The organism is Paenibacillus tritici (assembly GCF_018207515.1).
GTDB lineage: Bacteria > Bacillota > Bacilli > Paenibacillales > Paenibacillaceae > Paenibacillus_AQ > Paenibacillus_AQ tritici.
This window is the reverse complement of the sequence record NZ_CP073365.1, coordinates 6,320,192-6,340,786: the sequence shown is the minus strand read 5'-3', so window position 1 is coordinate 6,340,786 and position 20,595 is coordinate 6,320,192. Positions and strand designations below refer to the sequence as shown.

Here is a 20,595-nt window from a genome sequence, read left to right as displayed (position 1 = left end):
CAGCAATCACAAAGAACCCTCTACCCCGGTTAGCTGATCGGGTTAAGGGTTCTTTTGTATACATAAGTTAAAAGATTGCGAAGGAGTTCATCATCTCCCGGAAGGAATGGGCGTATTGATCGAATCCAAAATGTGTGACCATATGCTGACGGCCCTGATAGCATATGGCTTCACGCAGCGGAATGTTATCCATCAGCTCCAGACCTTCGTTAACAGCGGCCTCCACATTGCCGATGGGGTAAAATTTGCCCGTTATATTATGGGTGATGAAGGAGCGGACACCGTCCGAATCGGTACTGAGCACAGGACAGGAGCAGCAGACGGCCTCAGCTACCGCATATCCAAACCCTTCTGTGACTGAACTCGACAGCAGGAAGCCCCCGGAACCTGCAATGGATGAATAATATAAAGGCATAGTCTGATTCGGTATATTCGTGAACACAATCAGGCGGTCATCCAGTCCAAGTGCATACAGTTCTTCATTGAATCTCTCCTTCTGCTCCTCTGAGGCCAGAGCCGGATCATGGAACATCCAGAGATGAAGATTAGACTTATGCTTGCGGAGCGCATGGGCAATCTTCAGATATTCACTCCAGTTTTTGTTGGGTTCCAGCCGCCCGACCCAGGCAATAACCGGATCAACAGGCTTCTCACCGGGGATATGCCGGAAGGTGTGTACATCCACAAGGTTCGGAATGACATAACGCTGCAGCCAAGGGCAGATTTCGATGAATAGCTCGAGTAAATGATCTGTCGGAGGAAGCAGCACGGCATTGCAGAAGGCTTGCAGGTAAGGGACGGATTCTATAATCAGATTCCTGGCCTCGTCTCTTGTTCCAAGCCCCTGTGACTCGTAGATCAGGATGCCGCCATACCCCAGCCGGCGCAGGCGTTCCATCAGTATATAATCAGAAGTTACAATAATGGCGTCATAATGATGGGTATCCAGTACAGCCTTGATATCCTCATCCTGCGGAGCTATGAACACCGGGAAGCTTACCGAATTGTGACTTCCGAACCCCGGCATGAGATAGAGCACATGGCATTCGATGCCGTTCTTCTGAAGCGTCTCACACCGCAGCCTGTTCAGAGTCTCCACCCCGCCGCTCGGCACATAGAACGTAAATAAAACCTTCAAGTTCACCCCTCCTGACATTAACCCTGCGGAGAAACACAGTCTGCTGTTTATAAGATACGCCGGATTTCTCCCGCGCGTGACTAATTGGGGCAGGGTTGCCAAATCCTGCTCAGGATAGCTTGGCAGAGCAGGAGCCATGCTAAGGTTGTTACGCCGCACTTAATTATTCTGTGATGGGGGATGAATGAATGTTGCGATCGAAATTCGGTTTGTCGGTTTCTGCGGCCCTGCTGGTTGGTGCCATCAGTATTACCGGTTGCGGTGCCAATAACTCTGCAAGTGACAACGGTAATATGCAGACCAAAAATGTACGGGGGGCAGACGGGCGTATCCACGTGAACTCTGTACAGAACGGAATGCGTGACAATGACTTCGGCAGCATGGAGATGAGCAAGGAATTGGCTGACCGTGTAGCGGCCATGCCGGAAGTCCGTTCGGCTAACGTAATCATGGTAGGCAGAAGTGCTTATGTAGCCGTAATACTGGAGAATGCTTCAGGTGGTGTGCACACGAGGAATACCCGCGATATGGGGACCGGAAGAGGAACGGCTGCAGGGGTTCCCGGGATGACGGGTACAGGCGGTTCGATGGCTGGAATTCCGCAGAATCTGACGGGCACTGGGACCGTTGGCGGTACGGGGACGGCAACTCCCGGAGATTATCTGGGGAACGGCAATAACGGCATTATGTCCCGCAGCAACATGGTCGATGGACGGCACATGAAGCGCGACATTGACGAGAGCCTGGGCGGCAATATCGGAACACGCAGCGTAACGCCTGGTAATGGGACTGCGGCCGATAAAGACACGCTTACCGGGGAAGTTAAGGACAAGATTGCCGCAGAGGTACAAAAAGGAAACACTTACGTTAATAACGTCTATGTCTCAGCGAACCCGGATTTTGTGGAACGGGCCGATTATTATGCCCGGGAATTCCGTGCCGGACATCCGCTCAAAGGCTTCGCCAATGAGTTCCGGATTATGGCCGAACGTATTTTCCCTGCGCGCAGCGGAGAATAAGCAGCCCTTATGCCTTGAATAACGCTAGTATTCCAGAGGAATATGAGGCTTATTCAGTTGACGGGCATATGGATGGACACATAAAGCAATACAAACAAATGTGAGGACAGCAAAATAGCCAAGAAGCCACAGCTCCCTGCAAAGAGGGACCGTGGCTTCTTGGCTTACTATACATAACATACTGGACCACAGAAGCAGACCATAGCGCCGCTTACTGGATTTCATCCTCCAGCTTGCGTCCGCCGATCCATACGCCGCGCAGATTAAGGTCATTGTCCAGCTGCAGGATATCACCGCGTTTGCCAGCCTCGAGTGACCCGATAGAACGCTGCATACCAAGCGACAACGCTGGATTATAGCTGGCCGCCAATGAGGCCTCCAGCAGGCTGAGGCCGATCTCCTGAACCAGGTAACGGAAGCCCCTTATCATCGTCAGTGTGCTGCCGGCCAGAGCCTCGGGATGCTCTTTCAGCGTAGCTATGCCGTCCTTGACAATGACAGGCAGATCGCCGATGGCGTATTCTCCGTCACGAAGTCCGGTCGCTGACATGGCGTCTGTGATCAGCAGCAGATTGTTGTTGTTCTTGAGCCGGGTGATAATACTGATGGCTGCCGGATGAACATGGATGCCGTCGGCAATCACCTCGGCGCGAATCCGGGGATCGAACAGGACTGCACCGGCGGCTCCAGGCTTGCGGTGATGCAGCGGCGTCATGGCGTTGAACATGTGAACCGCCTGATTCAGCCCGGCATCTGCCGCAGCAATGACCTGCTCGAATGAGGCATCCGTGTGACCAAGAGCTGCCGTAATGCCATGCTGGCGCAGCCACTGGATGGCTTCAAGGGCTACTTCACGCTCGGGGGCCAGCGTAACCTGGCGGATCATTCCCGGATACCGGGCTTCCCACTCCTCCAGCCAGGTCAGGTTAGCCGGAACAATATGCTCGGGATTCTGCGCGCCAGGCCATCTTACGCTGATGAACGGTCCCTCCAGATGCACGCCTACCAGCCTTGCATAAGGCATACCGCCTTCGCGGGCACGGTAAGCATTCACCTCAGACAGCACTTGATCAATCTCCGCCTTGGCAGCCGTCATTGTCGTAGCCAGCATAGAGGTAGTCCCGTGTGAAGCGTGGAACTGTGTGATCGTATCAAGAGCGGCTTCATCACTGTACATGAAGTCGTGGCCGGCCCCGCCATGTACGTGCACATCAACGAATCCGGGAATCAGCAGACCTTCCGGCTCCTGGGTGGCCGTCCGCCAGCCTGCATAAGCTATGGGCAGCCAAGCCGCTTCCCCGGCGTATTGGATCAAGCCTTCCGATACGGCAAGTACGCCCTTCTCAATCACTCCGGCAGGAGTGAGCACTTTGCCGTAGAACAGTTCCCCGGCAGTATGGTTTATTTCAGCCATTTTGCCGCTCCTTCATCTAGCAGGACCACTACATTTGGATGGCTCTGCAGCAGCGAGGCGGGGCACTGGGTCGTGATTGGACCCTCCAGCGCATTTTTGACCGCTTCCGCCTTCTCTTCGCCGCGCACCAGCAGCACAATCTGCTTCGCTTTGAGAATGCCGCCGATGCCCATCGTTACCGCCTGCCGCGGAACATCCTCGACACGGTCGAAGAAGCGGGCGTTGGCTTCCAGCGTCTCTTCCAGCAGGTCTACCACATGTGTCCCGCTGCTGAGGCTGGCATCCGGCTCATTGAAGCCGATATGGCCGTTGCTGCCAATCCCCAGGATCTGCAGATCTACCGGGCCGTTATCTTCAAGCAGCTTATCATACGCAAGGCATTCGGCATCCAGATCCGGGGCATTCCCGTTCGGGACATGGGTACGGGCCGGGTCAATATCAATGTGATTGAACAGATGCTCATTCATGAAGCTGCGGTAGCTCTGCGGATGATCCACAGGCAGGCCGACATATTCATCCAGATTGTAGGATGAGGCTTTGGCGAAGCTGACGATGCCCTTGCGGTGCATCTCCACAAGCTTCTCGTATACACCTACCGGAGAGCTTCCGGTAGCCAGACCCAGAACCGCTCTGGGATTACTTTGCAGCAGGCTGGCAATAAGGTTAGCTCCTGTGGCTGCAAAATCATGTTCATGCTGAAATTTCAAAATATTCATTAAGATTGGCCTCCCCGTTTATGACGGTAATGTTGGACGTTCAGATAAGATTGCTCCAGCTTGGGGATGAAATCTCCAAACCGGGTACTGACCATGCCGGTGAACAAAATATCAATAATATGCAGCTGTGCGATCCGTGAAGCCATATCGCCGCGCCGCATGCCCTGCTCCAGAGAGGAGGAGAACAGCGGAATATCGGCCAGTGTGGCCAGTGTGCTGCTTCCGTACGAGGTTAACGACACTGTGGAAGCACCGCTTGCGGCAGCACAGGTTAAGGCATCTACTGTCTCCGGAGTCTCCCCTGAATAAGACACAGCGAAGGCCACATCGCCGGAAGAGAGCGAAGAAGCGGAAGTAATCTGCATATGGGAATCGGCAAAAGCGGTGCAGTTCACGCCGATGCGGATCAGCTTCTGATAGAAATCCTGGGCCACGATGGAGGAGGTCGCCATCCCGTACAGATCGACCCGCCGCGCCCGGCACAGCAGATCAATAACGTCCTGCAGCCGTCCGAGATCCAGCAGCGAGGTGGTGTCCCGTATCGAGGCGAGATGATTGGCCTGCATCGCCTCTACGATGAATTGAAGCGGGTTACCGGCCACAATGTCCTGATAGGAGGAGCTGCCATCCTGCGGTGAGCCGTCGCTATGCGCAAGCTCCGCCGCCAGCTTGACCTTGAAGTCGGGATAACCTTTGAAGTGCAGCGATTTACAGAACCGCGTAATCGTTGCCGTGCTGATGCCGCATTCCTCCGCCAGCTCCGTGATGCCCATATGGACAATTTCTCCAGGCGAAGCCAGGATACGTTCTGCCAGCTTGCGTTCCATTTGCGACAGCTTGGGCTTGCCATGCTCCAGGGCATGCAGAATGGGGGACAAGCACTCACCTTCTTTTCTATAGATTCATGTAGCTTTCTCTAATTTTTCTGTATTTATTGAATGGGCCTGCATAGCTGGGGGCGAGAGGATGTTTGTGAAATTATTTTACATAATATAATTAATAAAAAAGAAAATTATTTTCATAACTAGAATAAAACAAATTGCAGACGGTTGCAATAGGAAGTTTGATTAAAGGGTGTATGGAGGGTCTTGGAGGGGAGTTGGGGCGGAAGAGGGAGGGTTGGAGAGCAGCGTTGAAGCCGCTGTGGAGGAGTGGGGACGGGGCTAGCGGGAGCGCTGTTGAGGAAGAGTGTGTGCGGATCGGTGATGAAGCTGGTATGGAGCCAGGCAGAACAGGTAAGCTGAATCTTGCAGGGCGGGGTCCCGTCAAGGTGGTGTTCGGCCACACGCCGAAGGCAAGAAAGGATGAATGCCTTACAGGTTCCTCTTTTGTCGACAACCTTATCCACCACGGCTGCTGTGGAGCAAGGTGGCGGGCCTGCTGGAGCACTGTTGCGGAAGAGTGCGGGTGGGCATACCGGGAGAGCTATTGTGGAAGAGTGTGTGCGGATCAGCGTTGAAGCTGCTGTTGCAGAAGATTAGTTGGATTTTTGTCATTTAATTAGTTCATTTTCTGCGTTCTGTAGAAATTAATTGGATTTGTGCTACTTAATTCTGACTATATCCCCCATATTAGCTGGTATGACAAAAATTAAGTGATGTTTTTCCAACTGCTTCCTTTCGTGCCGGATTTCTTTCATTATTAGATGACGTTTATCCACTTGTTGATCTTTCTGAAAAGAGCATGGTTAGTTAAAAAACGGTTGCAGAGATAGTAGCGAGGAAAAGTGCGGTGGTTGGTAGACGGCAAAGGGGAGAGGGATTGCAGAGGAATAACAGAGAGCGGAGGAAGGGTGGGAGGCAGAGCAGGGGAGGTAGGTGCTAGGGAGGGAATGTGGTGCTTAGGAGGCAATGGAGCTGCCAGTAATATAAGAAGCTGCAACCTGCGCGTTGAGCTTACCCGCACAGGTTGCAGCTGTTACAATGGATGTGTTTATTTGGTGATCCGGCTTGCGGTTCGTGTTCTGCTGGCTGTACGTCTGCCGCGCAGCAGCTCCCAAAGGATGAAGACGAGAATCAGCAGCTGTGGAACCGTGGTCTCCCAGGTCGGATACATGCCGAGCCAGCCGATGGAAGGCAGGCTGCTCCCGGTATGTGCCGGCAGCTTGCCGGCGATCTGCAGCGCGTGGATGCTCTCGCCGAGGAAGCGGAACACCAGATAGTAGATCAGCACCGTTGCGGTGCGGAAGAAGGCGGCAACCGGCAATCGGGCACTGAGTGCAATCATGGCATAGCCCAGAATGATCAGGACTACCAGCGCGCCGCCTATCCCGAGCAGCAATTGGGAGGTAGCGATAGCCGGTGCCATACCTGCGTAGAAAATAGTGGTTTCCGCACCTTCGCGCAGGATGGCAAGCGCGGCGATGAAGAACAGGTACCATAGATTGCCTTTGGCCAAGGCGCCCTGCATCTGGCGGTCTACATATTTATTCCATGCAGCCGCACTGGATTTGCTGTGCAGCCAGCGGCCGACGGTGAGCATCATGACCACGGCGACCAGCCCGGTGATGCCCTCAATCAGCTCACGTGCTCCGCCGGAGGCGGCCTGCGAGAGGGTATAAGTTAACAATACAGCGAGGCCGATGCTTCCGGCCAGCCCTGCGGCTGCACCGGACCAGACCCAGCGGCGGGCAGCCGGTTCAGCTTCCCGGCGCAGATAGGCAAGGAGAGCGGCGAGGACAAGAATCGCCTCCAGCCCCTCACGCAGCAGAATCAATGCCGCATCCCATGCGGTATACGTCCGTTCCCCCGCCAGCGGCGTGAGCTCAGCGAGCATCGTATTCATGAGCTTCAGTGCCTCGGCCAGCTTCGGAGGACTGGAGAGCAGATAGCCGGAAGCGGCGGTGCTCTCATTCTCAATACTGGCATAGACCTTGGGGGAGGCAAGCTGCACTTTTCCTTCTGCCGAAGGCCAGGCCGTGATGAACTGCTCCATCACGGCTGCGGCTGATGCGCTGTCACCGGCTTTGGCAGCGGCTGCGGCTTTTTTCAGGTAGCTGATCAGTCCCTGAATGGAAGCCGGCTCTGCTGGCGTCCCCCCCATATCGACAGCCCGGCCTTCACTGTAGTCGGACAGCAGCGTAACCAGCGCCCCGGATTCCGCCAGCGCGGCCTCCCCGCGGACCGGCTCCGCCTGCAGCGCAATGCGCAGCAGGCTCATCTTCGTCTCCAGCAAGCCGTAGACGGCGGGATTGTCCGCCCGGATGCCGCGTTCCGCCGGCGTCCAGCCGTTCACGACGGCGCGGTAGGCTTCCGCCGCCGCCGCCCAGTCGGCGCTGCGCGCCGCATCCCGCGTGCGCTGCGCCGCGGGCAGCAGCTTCGCCGCCGCTGCGCGTCCGGCGGCGCCCGTGTCACCGCCGCCCTCGCCTGCGGCGGCGGTGACATAGGCGTCCACGCTCCGGGCGAGCGTGGACAGTGCGGACTTGGCGGGTGCGCCGCCGCCGTCCGCCAGGGCCTCTGCCGCGGCTGCCAGCGCGGCGTCCACCTCTGCTGCCGGACCGGCGAGTGCCGGGTCCGGCGTACCTTCATTCGCGCTGCGCCACAGCGCCGCGAATGATTCAACATCGGCCGCCGCCGCATCCCAGCGGCTCTGGCCGGCCTCGACCAGCGCGCTGCCTACAGGCGGCAGCAGCTCATCCAGCGGTGCGCCTGATGCAGAAGCCGGCGTGCCGGGCAGCAGCAGAAGCAGGCAGAGCAGCAGCAGTGCTGCTCTGATCTGCCGCCATGGATTGATTTTAAACCTTGTGGTCATCGGGATCATTCCCTTCAAGAATAAACATACTCTTATCCATCCTCTGCATAGGTAGAACGTAGGAATCAGCAGCAGCTCTTGCGGGTGAGCCTCAGGCGGTTGCTTCGGCTCCTGCCGTTCCAATTTCCCCTCCGCTTCTTACTGCTCATAACAACCTCAGCCGCACTAATGTACTAGTATTTAGCTGGTTAGCTGGAAAACATCTGCCGTTATCCATCACTCCAGCACCAGCTCGACACAGCTTTGGATTCCACAACATTCGTCTTTGTTGTTGCGGGCCACGCTGCATGTTCAATTAGTCATGCAGCTTCCGCACAGCGTTCCGTCTGCCGTCAACCCAGCAGCGTCTCCCCGATATATCCGCCTTCCCGGACACCGGGGAAGCAGGCGAATACGGCGCTGCCGGTATGAACCATGTATTCATTCAGCCGGTCATTCCGGGAGAGGCGCTGCTGAATGCTCACGAACTGCTTCATCAGGTCCTTCTGGAAGCTGATGAAGACCAGCCCGGCATCAAGCTGTCCGGTCTTGAGATCCATGCCGCTGGAATAGGAGTAGGAACGGCGCAGCATTTGGACCGAACCGTCCCCATGGGCGAGAGCTGAATGGGAATCCGGCGGGATAACCGGCCTGCCGCTGGCATCGGCTGCTTCCAGATTCAGCTTGGCGAATTCATCCCGCGCTCCAATCGGGGCGCCGCTCTGCCGGTGACGCCCGAAGGTTGCCTCCTGATCGCTCAGGGAAGAGCGGTCCCAGACCTCGATGCGAAAACGCACCCGGCGCAGCGCAAGATACGTGCCGCCGTTCATCCAGGCCGGGCCATCGGTGCTGCCGCTCCAGACGATCTTCCGCATCTCGGCGTCACTTGTGACATCCGGATTTCCTGTACCGTCCTTGAAGCCGAGCAGATTACGGGGCGTGCCGCCTGACGGGTCGGCGCTGCCGCTGCGCTGGAAGCCTTCCTGCGTCCAGCGCAGTACGGCCGTTCCCCGGGCGATGCGGGCCAGATTGCGGATGGCATGGAAGGCCACCTGCAGATCATCGGCGCAGGCCTGCACACAGAGATCGCCGCCGCACCACTGCGGCTCCAGGCTGTCTCCCGTGAATGCCGGGAGATCGGTGAAGGAGACGGGCCGTTTACCGGCCAGTCCGAACCGTCCGTCAAATAATGCAGGCCCCGCCCCGAACGTAAGCGTGCATTTGGAAGGGGTAAGACCATCGGCTTCACCGGTGTCGGTGGGCGGGAGATTGGGGTTGTCATTCATGCTGCCGATCAGCGTGCCTGCAGTAAGGGCTGCGGCGGCGGTAGTCCAGGCTTCCAACAGTTTTCGGACATCGCTGACCTTAGTGGTTGTCAGATCAAATGAGGCGAAGCAGAGGAAATTCTGCGCAGGTGTAATAATGCCTGCCTGATGAATTCCGTAGAAAGGAATTGTATCCGCGGCGGCAGCCTGCACAGGGGCGATGGCGGGGACAGCCGGTCCTGAAGCTTGGCGCGCAGCCATTATGCCGCCCACACCGCTACCGCCGAGCAGCAGGCCAAGGCCCGAGGCGCCGGTGAGCCGCAGCATATCGCGGCGGCTGAATTTTTTATCCAATAGCTTAGCATCGGTCTCAGGAAGCCCGCTCCCTGCTTCAGCGTCATTCCCGGCCTTCTTGTCCTTCTTGTTCATATAAGTCACACTCCCAGAATAGTTCCCATGTTGGATAGTGGTTCTGCCAGGGCGTCGAGATTCTGGCTTAACCGGCGGACCTCATCTGCTTGGAGTGTTTCGTAAGAGACATAGCCGTCACCCGATTTGAACGGAGCCAGCTCATTCATCAAGGCCGTGAACCGTTCGCCGATGGTTTGCTCCAGGGCAGGATCTTTTTTGGCCAGCTCAGGCTTCAGCAGCTCATAGATCTTCTGGGCACCCTCCACATTAGCGACAAAATCATACAAATCCGTGTGGGAATAACGTTCCTCTTCCCCCGTTACCTTGGAGGAGGAGACTTCGTTCAGCAGCTCAACGGCTCCCGTAACGAGCAGGTTGGCATCAATCTCGGCGGTTTCAACCTTGGCGCGCAGCAGCTGCGCGTCCTTCAGCAGACGGTCCGCAACATCCTTCATACCATCCGTTGTCTTGTTCTGCCAGAGTGCCTGCTCAATCTTATGGAAGCCGCGCCACTGCGCCGCCTCCACATCATTCTCACGGGCATCAATATTCGGGTCCAGATCCCCGAGCGCTTCGGCGATAGGTTCGATCCGTTCATAGTACATACGGGCCGGAGCATACAGCGCCTTGGCCTCTTCCAGCTTGCCTGCCTTGACGGCATCCGTGAAGCCTTCGGTCTGCTTGACGAACTCGTCGCATTGCTCTATGACATATTTCCGGTATTCGTTAATGGCAGTAGTAAAATCCGCCGCCGTAGTTGAAGCTGCAGTTACTGCGGGGGAAGGGGTTGCCCCGCCGCCAGTCTGTGCTGCAGCATTTTTCCCGGAGTTATTGCTGTTCTTGCCATTATTACTGTTATCATTGCTCGCACATCCGGCAAACAAGAGCGAAGCTGCAAGCAAACCCGCAGGCACTGCATAACCTATCTTCATTCGGCTGGACACTCCTTTTGTTATGAAACTGATAATCATTATCAATAATGGATTTATCATAATTCTCCGTATCTAACCTGTCAATATAAATGTGATAATTATCATACTCCTACGAACGTGCACCCATAGAACAACGCAAAACGCCTCCCGACAGGCGGAAGACGTAGTCCGTACAAACATTCCTCCCGGATAGCAGGTTACCCACGAACCGGAATTGTAATATGTGCAACATTATGCCTGTCCAGGCGGAGGGAATCTTAAGGAACTCACATTACTGCCGGGCGAGGGTCAAAGACAACACAGCAATCCACTGCAACTCCTGAAATGTTCCTTTGCTTTTACATAATTCATTGTCTCAAAACTTCGATTCGTTCAACCGCATAATTGACTTCCCTTAGCTCGAACGATTCATCCCACTCTATACTGTGGACCGCTCAATAATCCGGTAATCGAGCTTGCGGTAGGTCGGCTCAGCGCTGCCCGAGCTGATCTGTTCATGAATGATGCGGAAGGCGGCGGCCCCCATCTCATACAGATGATTGTCTATGGTGGTAATCTCCAGCAGCCGCCCGATCGGCTGGTTATCGAAGCCCATCACCGCGAGGTCTCCAGGGATGCTGAGTCCGGCTCTGCGCGCTTCAATGATTAGTCCGGCTGCCACATGATCTCCGGTGATAATCATGGCTTCCGGCCGTTCAGGCATCTCCAGCAGTGACTGTGCCACGGCGGCGCCGTCTTCTTCCGTAATACAGTCATAGATCATCCATTCCTCTTGAAATGCCAGCTTATGCTCGGCGATGAAATCGCGGTAAGCCGTCTGCCGGATAACCGCGCTGCTGCCATTCTGCCGCCCCTCGCAATAACCGATCGTGCGGCAGCCCTTGTCTGTCAAATACTGCAGCCCCTGCCGAAAAGCCGCATAATGCTCAATATACACAGAAGAATAGCGGCGTTGCCCGCTGTCCTGGCAGGTGACAACCGGACCGTAGGCCGTGTACTCCTCGATGATCTCCGGCTTCAGTGCAGTAGATACAATAACGACACCGTCAATCTCTTTATTGCGCAGCATCTCCAGCACTTTGATTTCTTCTTCCACCGAATAATTGCTCTGGCACAGAATCAGCCGGCATTGCGAGAGCAGCGCCTCGCGGGCAATACCGTTCATAATAATTGAGAAATAAAAAGCGCTAATATAAGGAAGAATCACCGCCACAGCGCCGGTACGTCCGGTAATCAGATGAACGGCGTTCATATTGCGGGTATAGTTCAATTGCTCAATCGTATCCAGTACGGCGGCTCTTTTGTCCTTGCTGACGTACGGATGATTATTCAGCACCCGGGAGACGGTCGTTACAGAAACTCCGGCCATCCGGGCGATTTCTTTAATATTAGCCATTGCGTACGCTGCCCCCTGAGTAAGACATGGAATGGTTTTATTTTACCATAGAACTTATTCGCATTTTGGCCTATAAAAAGCTTGCTATGGAATCCATTTCATAAAATACACTAGGGGTGCAACAATCCTTACCGGAGAAACCGGCGTGACCGCGAGGGCGTGACGGACCGGTAACGCTTGTTGTTTTTTGCCTCCGCCCAATTTAATCCTGCGACAGCACCATTAACTGCCCCACCACATAGTATGGTTTGACTGTATCCCTTTACCTTGTTATACCAAACAAACCCAGAGCAAGGAGGGGTGACACCATTGAAGGGGAACGAACATCATAGTAAATTCCTGTTGACGCATCGTGAACGCGAAGTATTCGAGCTTCTTGTGCAAGACAAAACTACACGGGATATTGCAGGACTGTTATTCATTAGCGAAAAAACCGTCCGCAATCACATTTCCAATGTAATGCAAAAATTAAACGTAAAAGGCCGTTCGCAAGCGGTTGTCGAGCTGATCAAGCTTGGGGAGCTGAAAATATAGCTGCCGTGCTTCAGAGGTGATGCGTTTAAGCCTTCTTTTCCCCTTCGGGGGAGAGGGAGGTTTTTTGTTGGAGATCATGGTAAATAAATAGACCAAACGACTGCATTCCTTGGAGGAGGGCATCATTTAGTCTGTTTCTCAAACTCAATAGTCATTGTCTCAAAATCCACTTTGCATTTGGCTCTCATCATAAAATCAATACCAACAATTCCTTCGAAGCCATAAGGCTCTTGAATCGAACCGAGCTGAATCGGAAAATCATTCAAAGCAATATGTTCAATGGTAAAGTCGTGAATCTGCTGCTCATAGCAAATTTCACTCGTTCCCCCAACTCCATACATCCGTTTGGCCCGCCCATTGATAAAATCAATGTCGATACCTATCGCAGCTAATGCATCGGAATCAAAAACCGTTGCCGCACAACCTGTATCAAATAGAACATTTTGCAAAACAATCCATTTGTCATATTGAGCTACAGTCAGAGAAACGATAGGCAAGCCATGCTGTAATTGTAGCTTCATATCCGTTGCCTCACTCCTGAGAACAATTCCTCAACAACCTCAACATCAGTTCTGCTCGTATGAAATACATACAACTCTCGGTTTGGATGAAGCTTATGCAGCTTTTTATAGCCGCTCCACGCTTCTTGCGAATTGTTGTAGTCCTGAATGACCGCCATATCCTCCAAATACCGCACACGGTTGTTGGAACTTGCCTTGATTGCTTCCACCAGTACAAAGCGACTAGGGTACAACTTAGTAATTTCTCCCCATTTCATCGGCTTCACCTCGTTTAGTTTATCATATTTTTAGTATAGCATAGATGCTTTAGGATAACGGAAGTGAGTGTGGTGAGAAACTGCCTTCAGAAGTGATTCAAATCACAAACTATTTTGTTCGGAGTGATAAATTATAGGGATTAAGGGAATCCGGGAGGATCTGTGATGACAAGATATGAGCAGCAAAGACAATTACTGAAATCTAATTTCCATGAATTCAAAACAATTAAGACAGATAAGATCAAAGGGCTTGAGCAGCCGCCGATTGTCAAGCCTTTTGATGCGGGGTCGCGGATTATTGATTTGCCTAAGGTCAGCCGGGACCCTGTGAGCCAGAACAGTATTTATGATTGTATCGCACAAAGAAGAAGCACAAGGTTCTATTCGGCTGATGCGTTAAGTCTAGAGGAGTTATCCTATTTGTTATGGGCGACCCAGGGAATTACGGGCATGAGCAAGAACGGGCTTACCCTGCGGACGGTACCTTGTAGCGGGGCGACGCACACCTTTGAAACCTATCTGCTGATTATGCGTGTAGAAGGCATTCCGCAGGGCATCTACAGATACCTTCCTGTGGAGCACAAGCTGTTGTTCATGTTTGAATTAGACCAGCTGGAACAGAAGATTGACGCGATTACTCTGGATCAGCCCTTCGTGCCTAACTTCGCCAAGAAGGCTTCGGTGTTGTTCGCCTGGAGTACCACGCCCTACCGTTCCGAATGGAAATACGATATTTCAGCGCACAAAAAAATTCTTATTGATGTCGGCCATGTCTGCCAGAACCTGTATCTGGCCAGTGAATCCATCGGCGCCGGGGCTTGTGCCATCGGAATCTATGATCAGAAGCTGATTGATGAGGTCCTGGAACTTGACGGCGATGAGGAATTTGTAATCTATCTTGGTGCGGTCGGGAAGAAGCGCGAATAGCTGCCGTGTGCTTGTGTTCAGCGATGACAATTAGCAGCCTTCTGACTGAATAATATATTGAACATAGTCCGCAGCGCTCTGGTTAATGGCTTCATCACTGGCCTGGAAGGAAGCGCCGAAGACGGCGAAATAGGGCAGGGCGGTGGCGCCGACATGGATTGCACTGGCTTTGAACGGGGTTATAACTTCATCTACGGTAAAAGAAACAGAGCCGGCGGGCAGGTAGTTTTCTTGCTTATCACCAATGGACAGGGCTAACCCCAGCTTCTTTCCCTTCAGCTTGTTCCCGTTTGAACCGTAAGCCCATCCGTGAGTGAAGACGTCATCCATCCACTTTTTTAATAAAGGCGGGTAGCTGTACCAATACAAGGGGAATTGAAAAATAATAAGGTTATGTGCTTCCAGTAAACGCTGCTCTTGCTGAACGTCAATGCGGAGGTCCGGATACTGCTTGTACAGCTCATGGACCGTAACCTGCTCCGGATGCTGCAGCAGCTCCTGCTTCCATCTTTTATTCACTCTTGAAGCCTCAATATCAGGATGTGCCAGTATCACGAGGGCTGTCATCATTTATCACCTATCCTTGCGTATATTTGCTTTATGCAGATGCTTATATTATTTTGTAAGCCTGCGAAAATGTAAATACACACAATGAAGTAACAAGGTTACCTCAAGGTGTGCATTGGACTTTGCGCAGGGATGTGGCATGATTAGATCAGTACTATTCATTTTGAAGCGGGTGGGGTGCCGGGTATGAAACAATATCATTTAGGGATAGAGGCAACGCTGGAGATTATCGGGGGGAAATGGAAGTCGTTAATCATTTGTATACTGATGTCCGGGGCCCAACGGACCAGCGAATTGCAGCGCAGGATTCCGGGTATCTCGCAAAAGGTTCTGATCCAGCAGCTCCGCGAGCTTGAAAGGGATGGAATCGTCAGCCGGGAGGTCTACAATCAGATGCCGCCCAAAGTGGAATACTGTATCACAGAGTATGGAATTACAGCCAATGAGATCATTGACCTGATGTGCTCCTGGGGCAGAACCAATATTGCGATCCGGCAGCAGGGGGGCGAGGAAGTCATGCTGCTTGATAAGGACCCCGAAGAGGAGCAGAACTGATATACTAAACTATTGACAATAGTTTGATATCAAACTATAATCCCTTTATGGAAACCAGAGATGCTATTTCACTTATATCCAAGATCCGCGAGAAGGTTAACCGGTTCATCGTACAAGAGATGGCGAAGCAGGGAGTAAACGGCATTGCTACCTCACACGGGGATATTCTTTATGCGCTGCTGTCTAAGCACAGACTTACCATGGCCGAGATCTCGGCACATATTCATAAGGACAAATCTACGGTTACAGCACTTGTGGATAAGCTGGTCCGGCTGGGACTGGTTATGAAGGAGAGGGATCAGGAGGACACCCGGTACGTATACGTCACTCTAACCGGGAAGGGGAAGGAGCTGGAGCCTGTATTTGAATCGGTCTCTTCTGCCATGCTGAAGCAGTTCTACCGCGATATCACGGAAGAGGAGCAGGCGATTTTGCTGACGATTTTGATGAAAATCAATCATAATTTCTAAAAAATTTGCATGATAGTTTGATATCAAACTAATTATGGAAAGGACATTACGATGAGAGACTACACTGATGAATTACCGCCGCATACAGTGAGATATGTCGGTGAGCATGATCTGTATCTAGAGATATACAAGGGAGAGGAGGCTCGGGAAAGCCAGGAACAGGAAGATAAGGCACCCCTGCTGTTTGTGCACGGTGCGTATACCGGAAGCTGGATGTGGAGCAAGTACCTTCCCCACTTCATCCGCGAAGGCTGGACCTGTTATGTGATGAATCTGAGAAGTCATTACCGGAGCCGGGTGCTGGATATGACGCAAATTACCTTTGAAGATTATCTGGAGGATATCCATGAGGTGGTGCAGGTGGTACAGGCTGAATGCGGAGTTACTCCTGCTCTGATCGGGTTCAGCATGGGCGGAATTCTTAGCCAGAAGGTGGCGGAGACGGCCGGACTGCCCGGGCTTGTACTGATTGATTCAAGTCTATGCAGGGAGGTTCATGATAAGGTGCCTTATACGGATATCTTCAGGGTAGTACCGGATAACGTAGTAGCCGCTCCGGTCCGCGAAGAGGAGACCAGCCTGGATGAGACGGCAGAAGACATAGCGTTTCAGCGCAAATACCTGACGATGGAGTCCGCCAAGGCGTTTCGAACTTTTTCTTATCACTTCGGTGCAGCAGGGGTATCCGTAGACAGCGCGTCCATTACTTGCCCTTGTCTGGTGATCCATGCGGTTAACAGTGATGAGGATGAACGCCGGGGCAGAGCCAATGCAGCGTATTTCCGCGCAGCCTATGCAGGTCTTTGGAGCACCACCCATACCGGCCTGCTCGTAGGACAGCGCTATCTGGAAGCGGCACAGACGATCCTGCAGTGGTTGGCAAGATAATATAGTGCAGCAAATAAAAGGCCGCCTGAACCGGGATACTCCCGTTCCTTAGCGGCCTTAACCTGATAGGTGAAGGGTGTTCTATATATACATCTAACTGTAAGTTAGTGAAATTTGACAGTCTTGATGCGCGACTCCTGTTCATAAGTCAGCGGGCTCGGCGTTGGCGGTGTGTGCAGATGGCGGTGTGCGCTGTATTCCATTCTCCGGTAATCCTCTTCTCCCGAAGCCATCCCAGGCTGCCACATACCGGTTACCCAATTCTTCAGTTCCTTAATTCCTGCCAGCATTGCATTCATCCTCCTTGGCAATGAAATACGGTGGATATATTCAACAGTTATTACCTTTGTTTACGTTTTCATCATACCACAAAAGAAGTGGAAATCCAATGGATGTCTCTCTGAAAAAGACAAATAAATAAATAAAAATGTTGTTATAAAAGGGTTTGTGTTTAATGAAGAGAACAATGTCCTCGTGGAGGAGACTGTAGCGGTTCAACAAAAAAGCGACAGCCGGATAGGGCGGTCGCTTGGGGAAAAATTACGCAGAGGAGGCTAAACGTTTCAATTCTGCTTCCTGATCTATAGAACGCCGGGCCAGCACATCCAGCGTTGCGTCATGTCCTCTTAAGGTTCGGTCAATCCGCTCCAGCGTCTCCCGGTTGGCAACGACTTCAGCATTGACCTCGGACACCGCCTGTTGAATAAGCGGTATAAGCCTCGTATCTTCTTTTATGCTCTCAATATCTGCCTTGATTGTAACAAGCTCCGACTGGATGCTTTTTACATCGGACTTCACATCTGATAGTTCTGACTTTAAAATTGTTATTTCTGACTTCACATCCGTTAGGTCTGACTTCATTCCTTGCAGCTCCGCAAGAATCTGCTGGAGAATTATATCGCTCATAGACACAGCTCCTTCAATAGGGTGGGAATAGAACTGACAATAAAGAGTGAATGCTGGTGGAATTAGCTTAGGTAATTATAGCATATACGGGCTTGAACGGGCCGCTGCTGTAAAAAGATTTCCAAGAAAATATTGGACATAAGGGGACAAAATCATACGGGGTTCTACACTATCCGGCACTGATATTTCAATTTATAAATATACAAAATAGGACAATGGGTGTAATATGGCATTACTTAGACTTCCCGGAGCGTATGAGTTGAATAGGTGTGCAGAGAACGGGCGCCATCCCGAAAGGGCGGCTTCGACGTTTCTACTTCTATGCCTGCATGTGAATAAATGCGCATGGTTCTTCTGATCCTGTTCCTGGAAGTGCAAGTGAAGCGACACCAAGAAGCGTAACCGATAAGAGATGGGGGAATCAAGATTCATGAAGACTAAAAACTGGAAACACCTTATGAAGCTGTTCGTGCTGACTGCTGCTGTCAGTGTGGTCGCTGCCGGCTGCGGCAGCCCGAATAATGCAGGCAATGCCAAACAAGCAAATTCCGGAAATGCTGCAGCACCTGCTGAGGCCGTTACAATATCGCTTGGGCTGCTGCCTTCCATTGATGCCATACCTTTTATTATTGCCCATGAGCAAGGCTTCGATAAACAGCATCATGTGAATCTGGATATCCAGACCTTCAAGAGTGCCAAGGACCGTGATGTAGCTTTTCAAGCCGGTAAAGTGGATGGCCTCAGTGCGGATCTGGTAGCTATCTCGATCTATAATGAAGCGGGACTCGATGTCAAAATCACCAGCACCACCACAGGCGAATTTGATCTGCTGACCGGAAACGACGAAGTGAAAGAGGTCAAGGATCTGAAGGGGAAGACCGTGATTCTGTCCAAGAATACCTCGACCCAGTATACCGTGGCGATGATGCTGAAGCAGGCAGGTCTGACGGAAGACGATATTACCGTAACTGAAGTGCCGCAGATTCCGACCCGGCTGGAGCTGCTGAAGAATAATAAGGCCGATGCGGCTGTTTTGCCGGAGCCTTTTGTAACCATGGGTAGCTCTGCCGGTCTGCGCGTCCTCAGCTCTACCCATAGTGCCGGAATCAATCCGTTTGTGCTGGCTTTTCCGCAGAGTGCGATTGAGGCCAAGGGACAAGGTATCCGCGATATGTACGCCGCTTACGATGAAGCTGTGAATTATATGAAAACGCATGACCAGTCCGAATATATCGACCTGATTATTAAGGAAGTAGGTTATCCTGACACGCTGAAGAATGAGATTAAGGTGCCGGAGTATCTGCCTGCGAACCAGGTGGATGTGAAGGAAGTGGAGGCTGCATTTGTCTGGGCCCGTGAAAAGGGTCTGCTGACCAAAGAGCTATCGGCTGAAGAAGTGATCTCCGATGTCCAGTTCAAAAAATAGCGGACTCCGCATTCAGAACCTGCATGTTGCCTACCGGAACGGGCAGCTGGCGCTGGGGAGAATGAACCTGACCCTGCCGGAGCACGGGATTTATACGGTAATTGGCCCTTCGGGCAGCGGCAAATCCACACTGCTGCGGGCGATTGCCGGATTGCTGCCGGGTTATGAGGGGGAGCTTCTTTTCAACGGCAGCTCTGTCCATGACAAGGAGACGCTGATTGGACTGGTGCCGCAGAATTACGGTCTGCTGCCCTGGAAGACGGTCCGTGACAACATCCGGATTGCGATGCGAATCGCCCGTCCTGGCGGCTTGAGCCCCAATAAGCGGGAGCAGGACGGGCAAATCTTGCATTGGCTTGAGTCTATGGGGATAGCCGGACTGGCCGGCCGGTTTCCGCTCTCGCTGAGCGGAGGACAGCAGCAGCGTGTAGCCATTGCCCGTGCCTTCGCCATTCTGCCGACCATCCTGCTGCTTGATGAGCCGTTCTCGGCGCTTGATGCGATTACGCGGGAAGGGCTCCAGCAGATTTTTATCGACAATTGGCAGGCCCATCCGGCAACCACGCTGTTCGTCACCCATGATGTGGAAGAGGCCATTCTCCTGGGACAGAAGATTATCATCATGCTGCCCGGGCAACAGGAGCCGCCGGAGATTCTTGACAACTCTGCTATATTCGCAATGAAGCATACGGATAAACGGGAGAGCAACGAGTACTTCGAGCAGAGCAAGAGAATCCGAAAGGTAATGATGGAGAAATGGTGAAACAACGGCATATGCTTCACCTGCTGCGCCTGCTGTTCGTTTTTGCCGGGATGAATGTCATCTGGTATGTTGCTTACCTGCTGATGAATCATTCCATTCTGCCGAGTCCCGGCGCGGTCTATAAGGCGATGTTTGAGCTGGGGGCCCGTGAGGTGGCTCTGAATGTCGGCTACAGTCTGATGCGGATCACTGAAGGGGTGCTGCTGGCTCTGCTGCTTGGTCTGCTTGCCGGTCTGCTGATGGGCCGCTCTCCATTCTGGAACAGGCTGCTGGACCCGGTCGTCTATCTGACTTATCCGATTCCCAAGATCGCACTGCTGCCGGTGGTTATGCTCTTCTTCGGACTGGGGGAGACCTCCAAGGTGCTGATGATTATGCTGATTCTGCTGTTCCAGGTCATTATCTCAGTGCGTGATGGCGTGAAGGCCATCCCTGAGAGTACCTATGATGTCCTGACAAGTATCGGTGCCAGCACGATGCAGAAATTCTGGAATGTGACGCTTCCCGGCGCTTTGTCGGTGATCCTCAGTACAATTCGCATTTCGCTGGGTACAGCCATTTCAGTTCTCTTCTTCACCGAGATCTACGGTACGGAGCACGGCATGGGCTTCTTCATCATGGATGCCTGGCTGCGGCTGGATTACCCGGAGATGTATGCCGGAATTATGCTGTTCAGTCTGGTGGGGTTTGTGCTGTTCCTGCTGGTGGATGTGCTGGATTACAGATTTATGAAGTGGCGGAGATAGCTATACATATTAAGC

The 20,595-nt window shown here is 52.7% G+C and carries 23 protein-coding genes; 10 read left to right on the top strand and 13 right to left on the bottom strand.

Annotation, left to right across the window (positions count from 1 at the left end; genetic code table 11):
* Positions 1-67: 67 nt before the first annotated feature.
* Positions 68-1,144 carry a glycosyltransferase family 4 protein gene (locus tag KDC22_RS27160; RefSeq protein ID WP_343221811.1) on the bottom strand — a complete coding sequence of 359 codons (1,077 nt, stop codon included), beginning with the start codon at positions 1,142-1,144 and terminating at the stop codon, positions 68-70.
* Between the two features lie 182 nt (positions 1,145-1,326).
* Here KDC22_RS27160 and KDC22_RS27155 point away from each other — a divergent pair, with 182 nt between their 5' ends.
* The gene (locus KDC22_RS27155) at positions 1,327-2,157 is read left to right on the top strand and encodes a YhcN/YlaJ family sporulation lipoprotein (protein ID WP_211720998.1); all 831 of its coding nucleotides are present in this window, start codon (positions 1,327-1,329) and stop codon (positions 2,155-2,157) included.
* Positions 2,158-2,368: 211 nt separating this feature from the next.
* Here the strand turns inward: KDC22_RS27155 and nagA are convergent, their stop codons facing one another.
* Genes nagA through KDC22_RS27140 form a run of 3 tightly spaced genes read right to left on the bottom strand, consistent with a single transcriptional unit; the run spans position 2,369 to position 5,165 of the window.
* Positions 2,369-3,571, bottom strand: a complete 1,203-nt coding sequence (gene nagA, locus KDC22_RS27150) for an N-acetylglucosamine-6-phosphate deacetylase (RefSeq protein WP_211720997.1) — start codon at positions 3,569-3,571, stop codon at positions 2,369-2,371.
* Complete coding sequence (nagB, locus tag KDC22_RS27145; RefSeq protein WP_173131944.1) at positions 3,559-4,287, bottom strand: glucosamine-6-phosphate deaminase; 729 nt, start codon at positions 4,285-4,287, stop codon at positions 3,559-3,561. The genes nagA and nagB overlap by 13 nt, the downstream gene beginning before the upstream one ends.
* Positions 4,287-5,165, bottom strand: a complete 879-nt coding sequence (locus KDC22_RS27140; protein WP_173131948.1) for a MurR/RpiR family transcriptional regulator — start codon at positions 5,163-5,165, stop codon at positions 4,287-4,289. The genes nagB and KDC22_RS27140 overlap by 1 nt, the downstream gene beginning before the upstream one ends.
* A gap of 450 nt (positions 5,166-5,615) precedes the next feature.
* On the opposite strand from KDC22_RS27140, the gene KDC22_RS27135 reads away from it, so the two are divergent.
* The gene (locus KDC22_RS27135) at positions 5,616-5,768 is read left to right on the top strand and encodes a hypothetical protein (RefSeq protein WP_211720996.1); all 153 of its coding nucleotides are present in this window, start codon (positions 5,616-5,618) and stop codon (positions 5,766-5,768) included.
* 451 nt (positions 5,769-6,219) lie between these two features.
* On the opposite strand, the gene KDC22_RS27130 is transcribed toward KDC22_RS27135, so the two are convergent.
* The 4 genes from KDC22_RS27130 to KDC22_RS27115 form a co-directional block, all read right to left on the bottom strand.
* Complete coding sequence (locus tag KDC22_RS27130) at positions 6,220-8,046, bottom strand: FTR1 family iron permease (protein ID WP_211724209.1); 1,827 nt, start codon at positions 8,044-8,046, stop codon at positions 6,220-6,222.
* Positions 8,047-8,369: 323 nt separating this feature from the next.
* On the bottom strand, positions 8,370-9,710 hold the full coding sequence (gene efeB, locus KDC22_RS27125; RefSeq protein WP_211720995.1) for an iron uptake transporter deferrochelatase/peroxidase subunit: 1,341 nt from the start codon (positions 9,708-9,710) through the stop codon (positions 8,370-8,372).
* 5 nt (positions 9,711-9,715) lie between these two features.
* Positions 9,716-10,624, bottom strand: coding sequence for an iron uptake system protein EfeO (gene efeO / locus KDC22_RS27120; protein ID WP_211720994.1), 909 nt, complete (start codon positions 10,622-10,624; stop codon positions 9,716-9,718).
* A gap of 418 nt (positions 10,625-11,042) precedes the next feature.
* Entirely contained in the window at positions 11,043-12,020 is a 978-nt protein-coding gene (locus KDC22_RS27115; RefSeq protein WP_211720993.1) for a LacI family DNA-binding transcriptional regulator, read from the bottom strand.
* A gap of 309 nt (positions 12,021-12,329) precedes the next feature.
* Here KDC22_RS27115 and KDC22_RS27110 point away from each other — a divergent pair, with 309 nt between their 5' ends.
* Positions 12,330-12,554 carry a helix-turn-helix domain-containing protein gene (locus KDC22_RS27110; RefSeq protein ID WP_019908812.1) on the top strand — a complete coding sequence of 75 codons (225 nt, stop codon included), beginning with the start codon at positions 12,330-12,332 and terminating at the stop codon, positions 12,552-12,554.
* A 122-nt stretch (positions 12,555-12,676) separates the two neighbouring features.
* On the opposite strand, the gene KDC22_RS27105 is transcribed toward KDC22_RS27110, so the two are convergent.
* Positions 12,677-13,075 carry a pepsin/retropepsin-like aspartic protease family protein gene (locus KDC22_RS27105; protein WP_211720992.1) on the bottom strand — a complete coding sequence of 133 codons (399 nt, stop codon included), beginning with the start codon at positions 13,073-13,075 and terminating at the stop codon, positions 12,677-12,679.
* The gene (locus tag KDC22_RS27100) at positions 13,072-13,332 is read right to left on the bottom strand and encodes a hypothetical protein (RefSeq protein WP_211720991.1); all 261 of its coding nucleotides are present in this window, start codon (positions 13,330-13,332) and stop codon (positions 13,072-13,074) included. The genes KDC22_RS27105 and KDC22_RS27100 overlap by 4 nt, the downstream gene beginning before the upstream one ends.
* Positions 13,333-13,497: 165 nt before the next feature.
* Here KDC22_RS27100 and KDC22_RS27095 point away from each other — a divergent pair, with 165 nt between their 5' ends.
* Positions 13,498-14,259, top strand: coding sequence for a SagB/ThcOx family dehydrogenase (locus KDC22_RS27095; RefSeq protein ID WP_211720990.1), 762 nt, complete (start codon positions 13,498-13,500; stop codon positions 14,257-14,259).
* Positions 14,260-14,289: 30 nt separating this feature from the next.
* Here the strand turns inward: KDC22_RS27095 and KDC22_RS27090 are convergent, their stop codons facing one another.
* Positions 14,290-14,826: an NAD(P)H-dependent oxidoreductase gene (locus tag KDC22_RS27090; RefSeq protein ID WP_211724208.1), complete on the bottom strand. Its 537-nt coding sequence runs from the start codon at positions 14,824-14,826 to the stop codon at positions 14,290-14,292.
* Between the two features lie 186 nt (positions 14,827-15,012).
* On the opposite strand from KDC22_RS27090, the gene KDC22_RS27085 reads away from it, so the two are divergent.
* Genes KDC22_RS27085 through KDC22_RS27075 form a run of 3 tightly spaced genes read left to right on the top strand, consistent with a single transcriptional unit; the run spans position 15,013 to position 16,739 of the window.
* On the top strand, positions 15,013-15,381 hold the full coding sequence (locus KDC22_RS27085) for a winged helix-turn-helix transcriptional regulator (RefSeq protein ID WP_211720989.1): 369 nt from the start codon (positions 15,013-15,015) through the stop codon (positions 15,379-15,381).
* Positions 15,382-15,428: 47 nt separating this feature from the next.
* Positions 15,429-15,851 (top strand): MarR family winged helix-turn-helix transcriptional regulator, encoded by a 423-nt coding sequence (locus KDC22_RS27080; RefSeq protein ID WP_211720988.1) that lies wholly within the window; start codon positions 15,429-15,431, stop codon positions 15,849-15,851.
* A 51-nt stretch (positions 15,852-15,902) separates the two neighbouring features.
* Positions 15,903-16,739 carry an alpha/beta hydrolase gene (locus KDC22_RS27075; protein ID WP_211720987.1) on the top strand — a complete coding sequence of 279 codons (837 nt, stop codon included), beginning with the start codon at positions 15,903-15,905 and terminating at the stop codon, positions 16,737-16,739.
* Positions 16,740-16,843: 104 nt separating this feature from the next.
* Here KDC22_RS27075 and KDC22_RS27070 read toward each other — a convergent pair whose 3' ends face one another.
* Complete coding sequence (locus KDC22_RS27070) at positions 16,844-17,029, bottom strand: hypothetical protein (protein ID WP_036723496.1); 186 nt, start codon at positions 17,027-17,029, stop codon at positions 16,844-16,846.
* Positions 17,030-17,279: 250 nt separating this feature from the next.
* Entirely contained in the window at positions 17,280-17,645 is a 366-nt protein-coding gene (locus KDC22_RS27065) for a histidine kinase (RefSeq protein WP_211720986.1), read from the bottom strand.
* Between the two features lie 430 nt (positions 17,646-18,075).
* Between KDC22_RS27065 and KDC22_RS27060 the strand changes: the two genes are divergently transcribed.
* Genes KDC22_RS27060 through KDC22_RS27050 form a run of 3 tightly spaced genes read left to right on the top strand, consistent with a single transcriptional unit; the run spans position 18,076 to position 20,580 of the window.
* On the top strand, positions 18,076-19,071 hold the full coding sequence (locus KDC22_RS27060; RefSeq protein ID WP_211720985.1) for an ABC transporter substrate-binding protein: 996 nt from the start codon (positions 18,076-18,078) through the stop codon (positions 19,069-19,071).
* Entirely contained in the window at positions 19,052-19,834 is a 783-nt protein-coding gene (locus tag KDC22_RS27055) for an ABC transporter ATP-binding protein (RefSeq protein WP_211720984.1), read from the top strand. Before KDC22_RS27060 ends, KDC22_RS27055 begins: the two co-directional genes overlap by 20 nt.
* A complete protein-coding gene (locus KDC22_RS27050) occupies positions 19,828-20,580 on the top strand; it encodes an ABC transporter permease (protein WP_211720983.1) in 753 nt (250 codons plus the stop codon). Before KDC22_RS27055 ends, KDC22_RS27050 begins: the two co-directional genes overlap by 7 nt.
* The last annotated feature ends 15 nt before the right edge of the window (positions 20,581-20,595 follow it).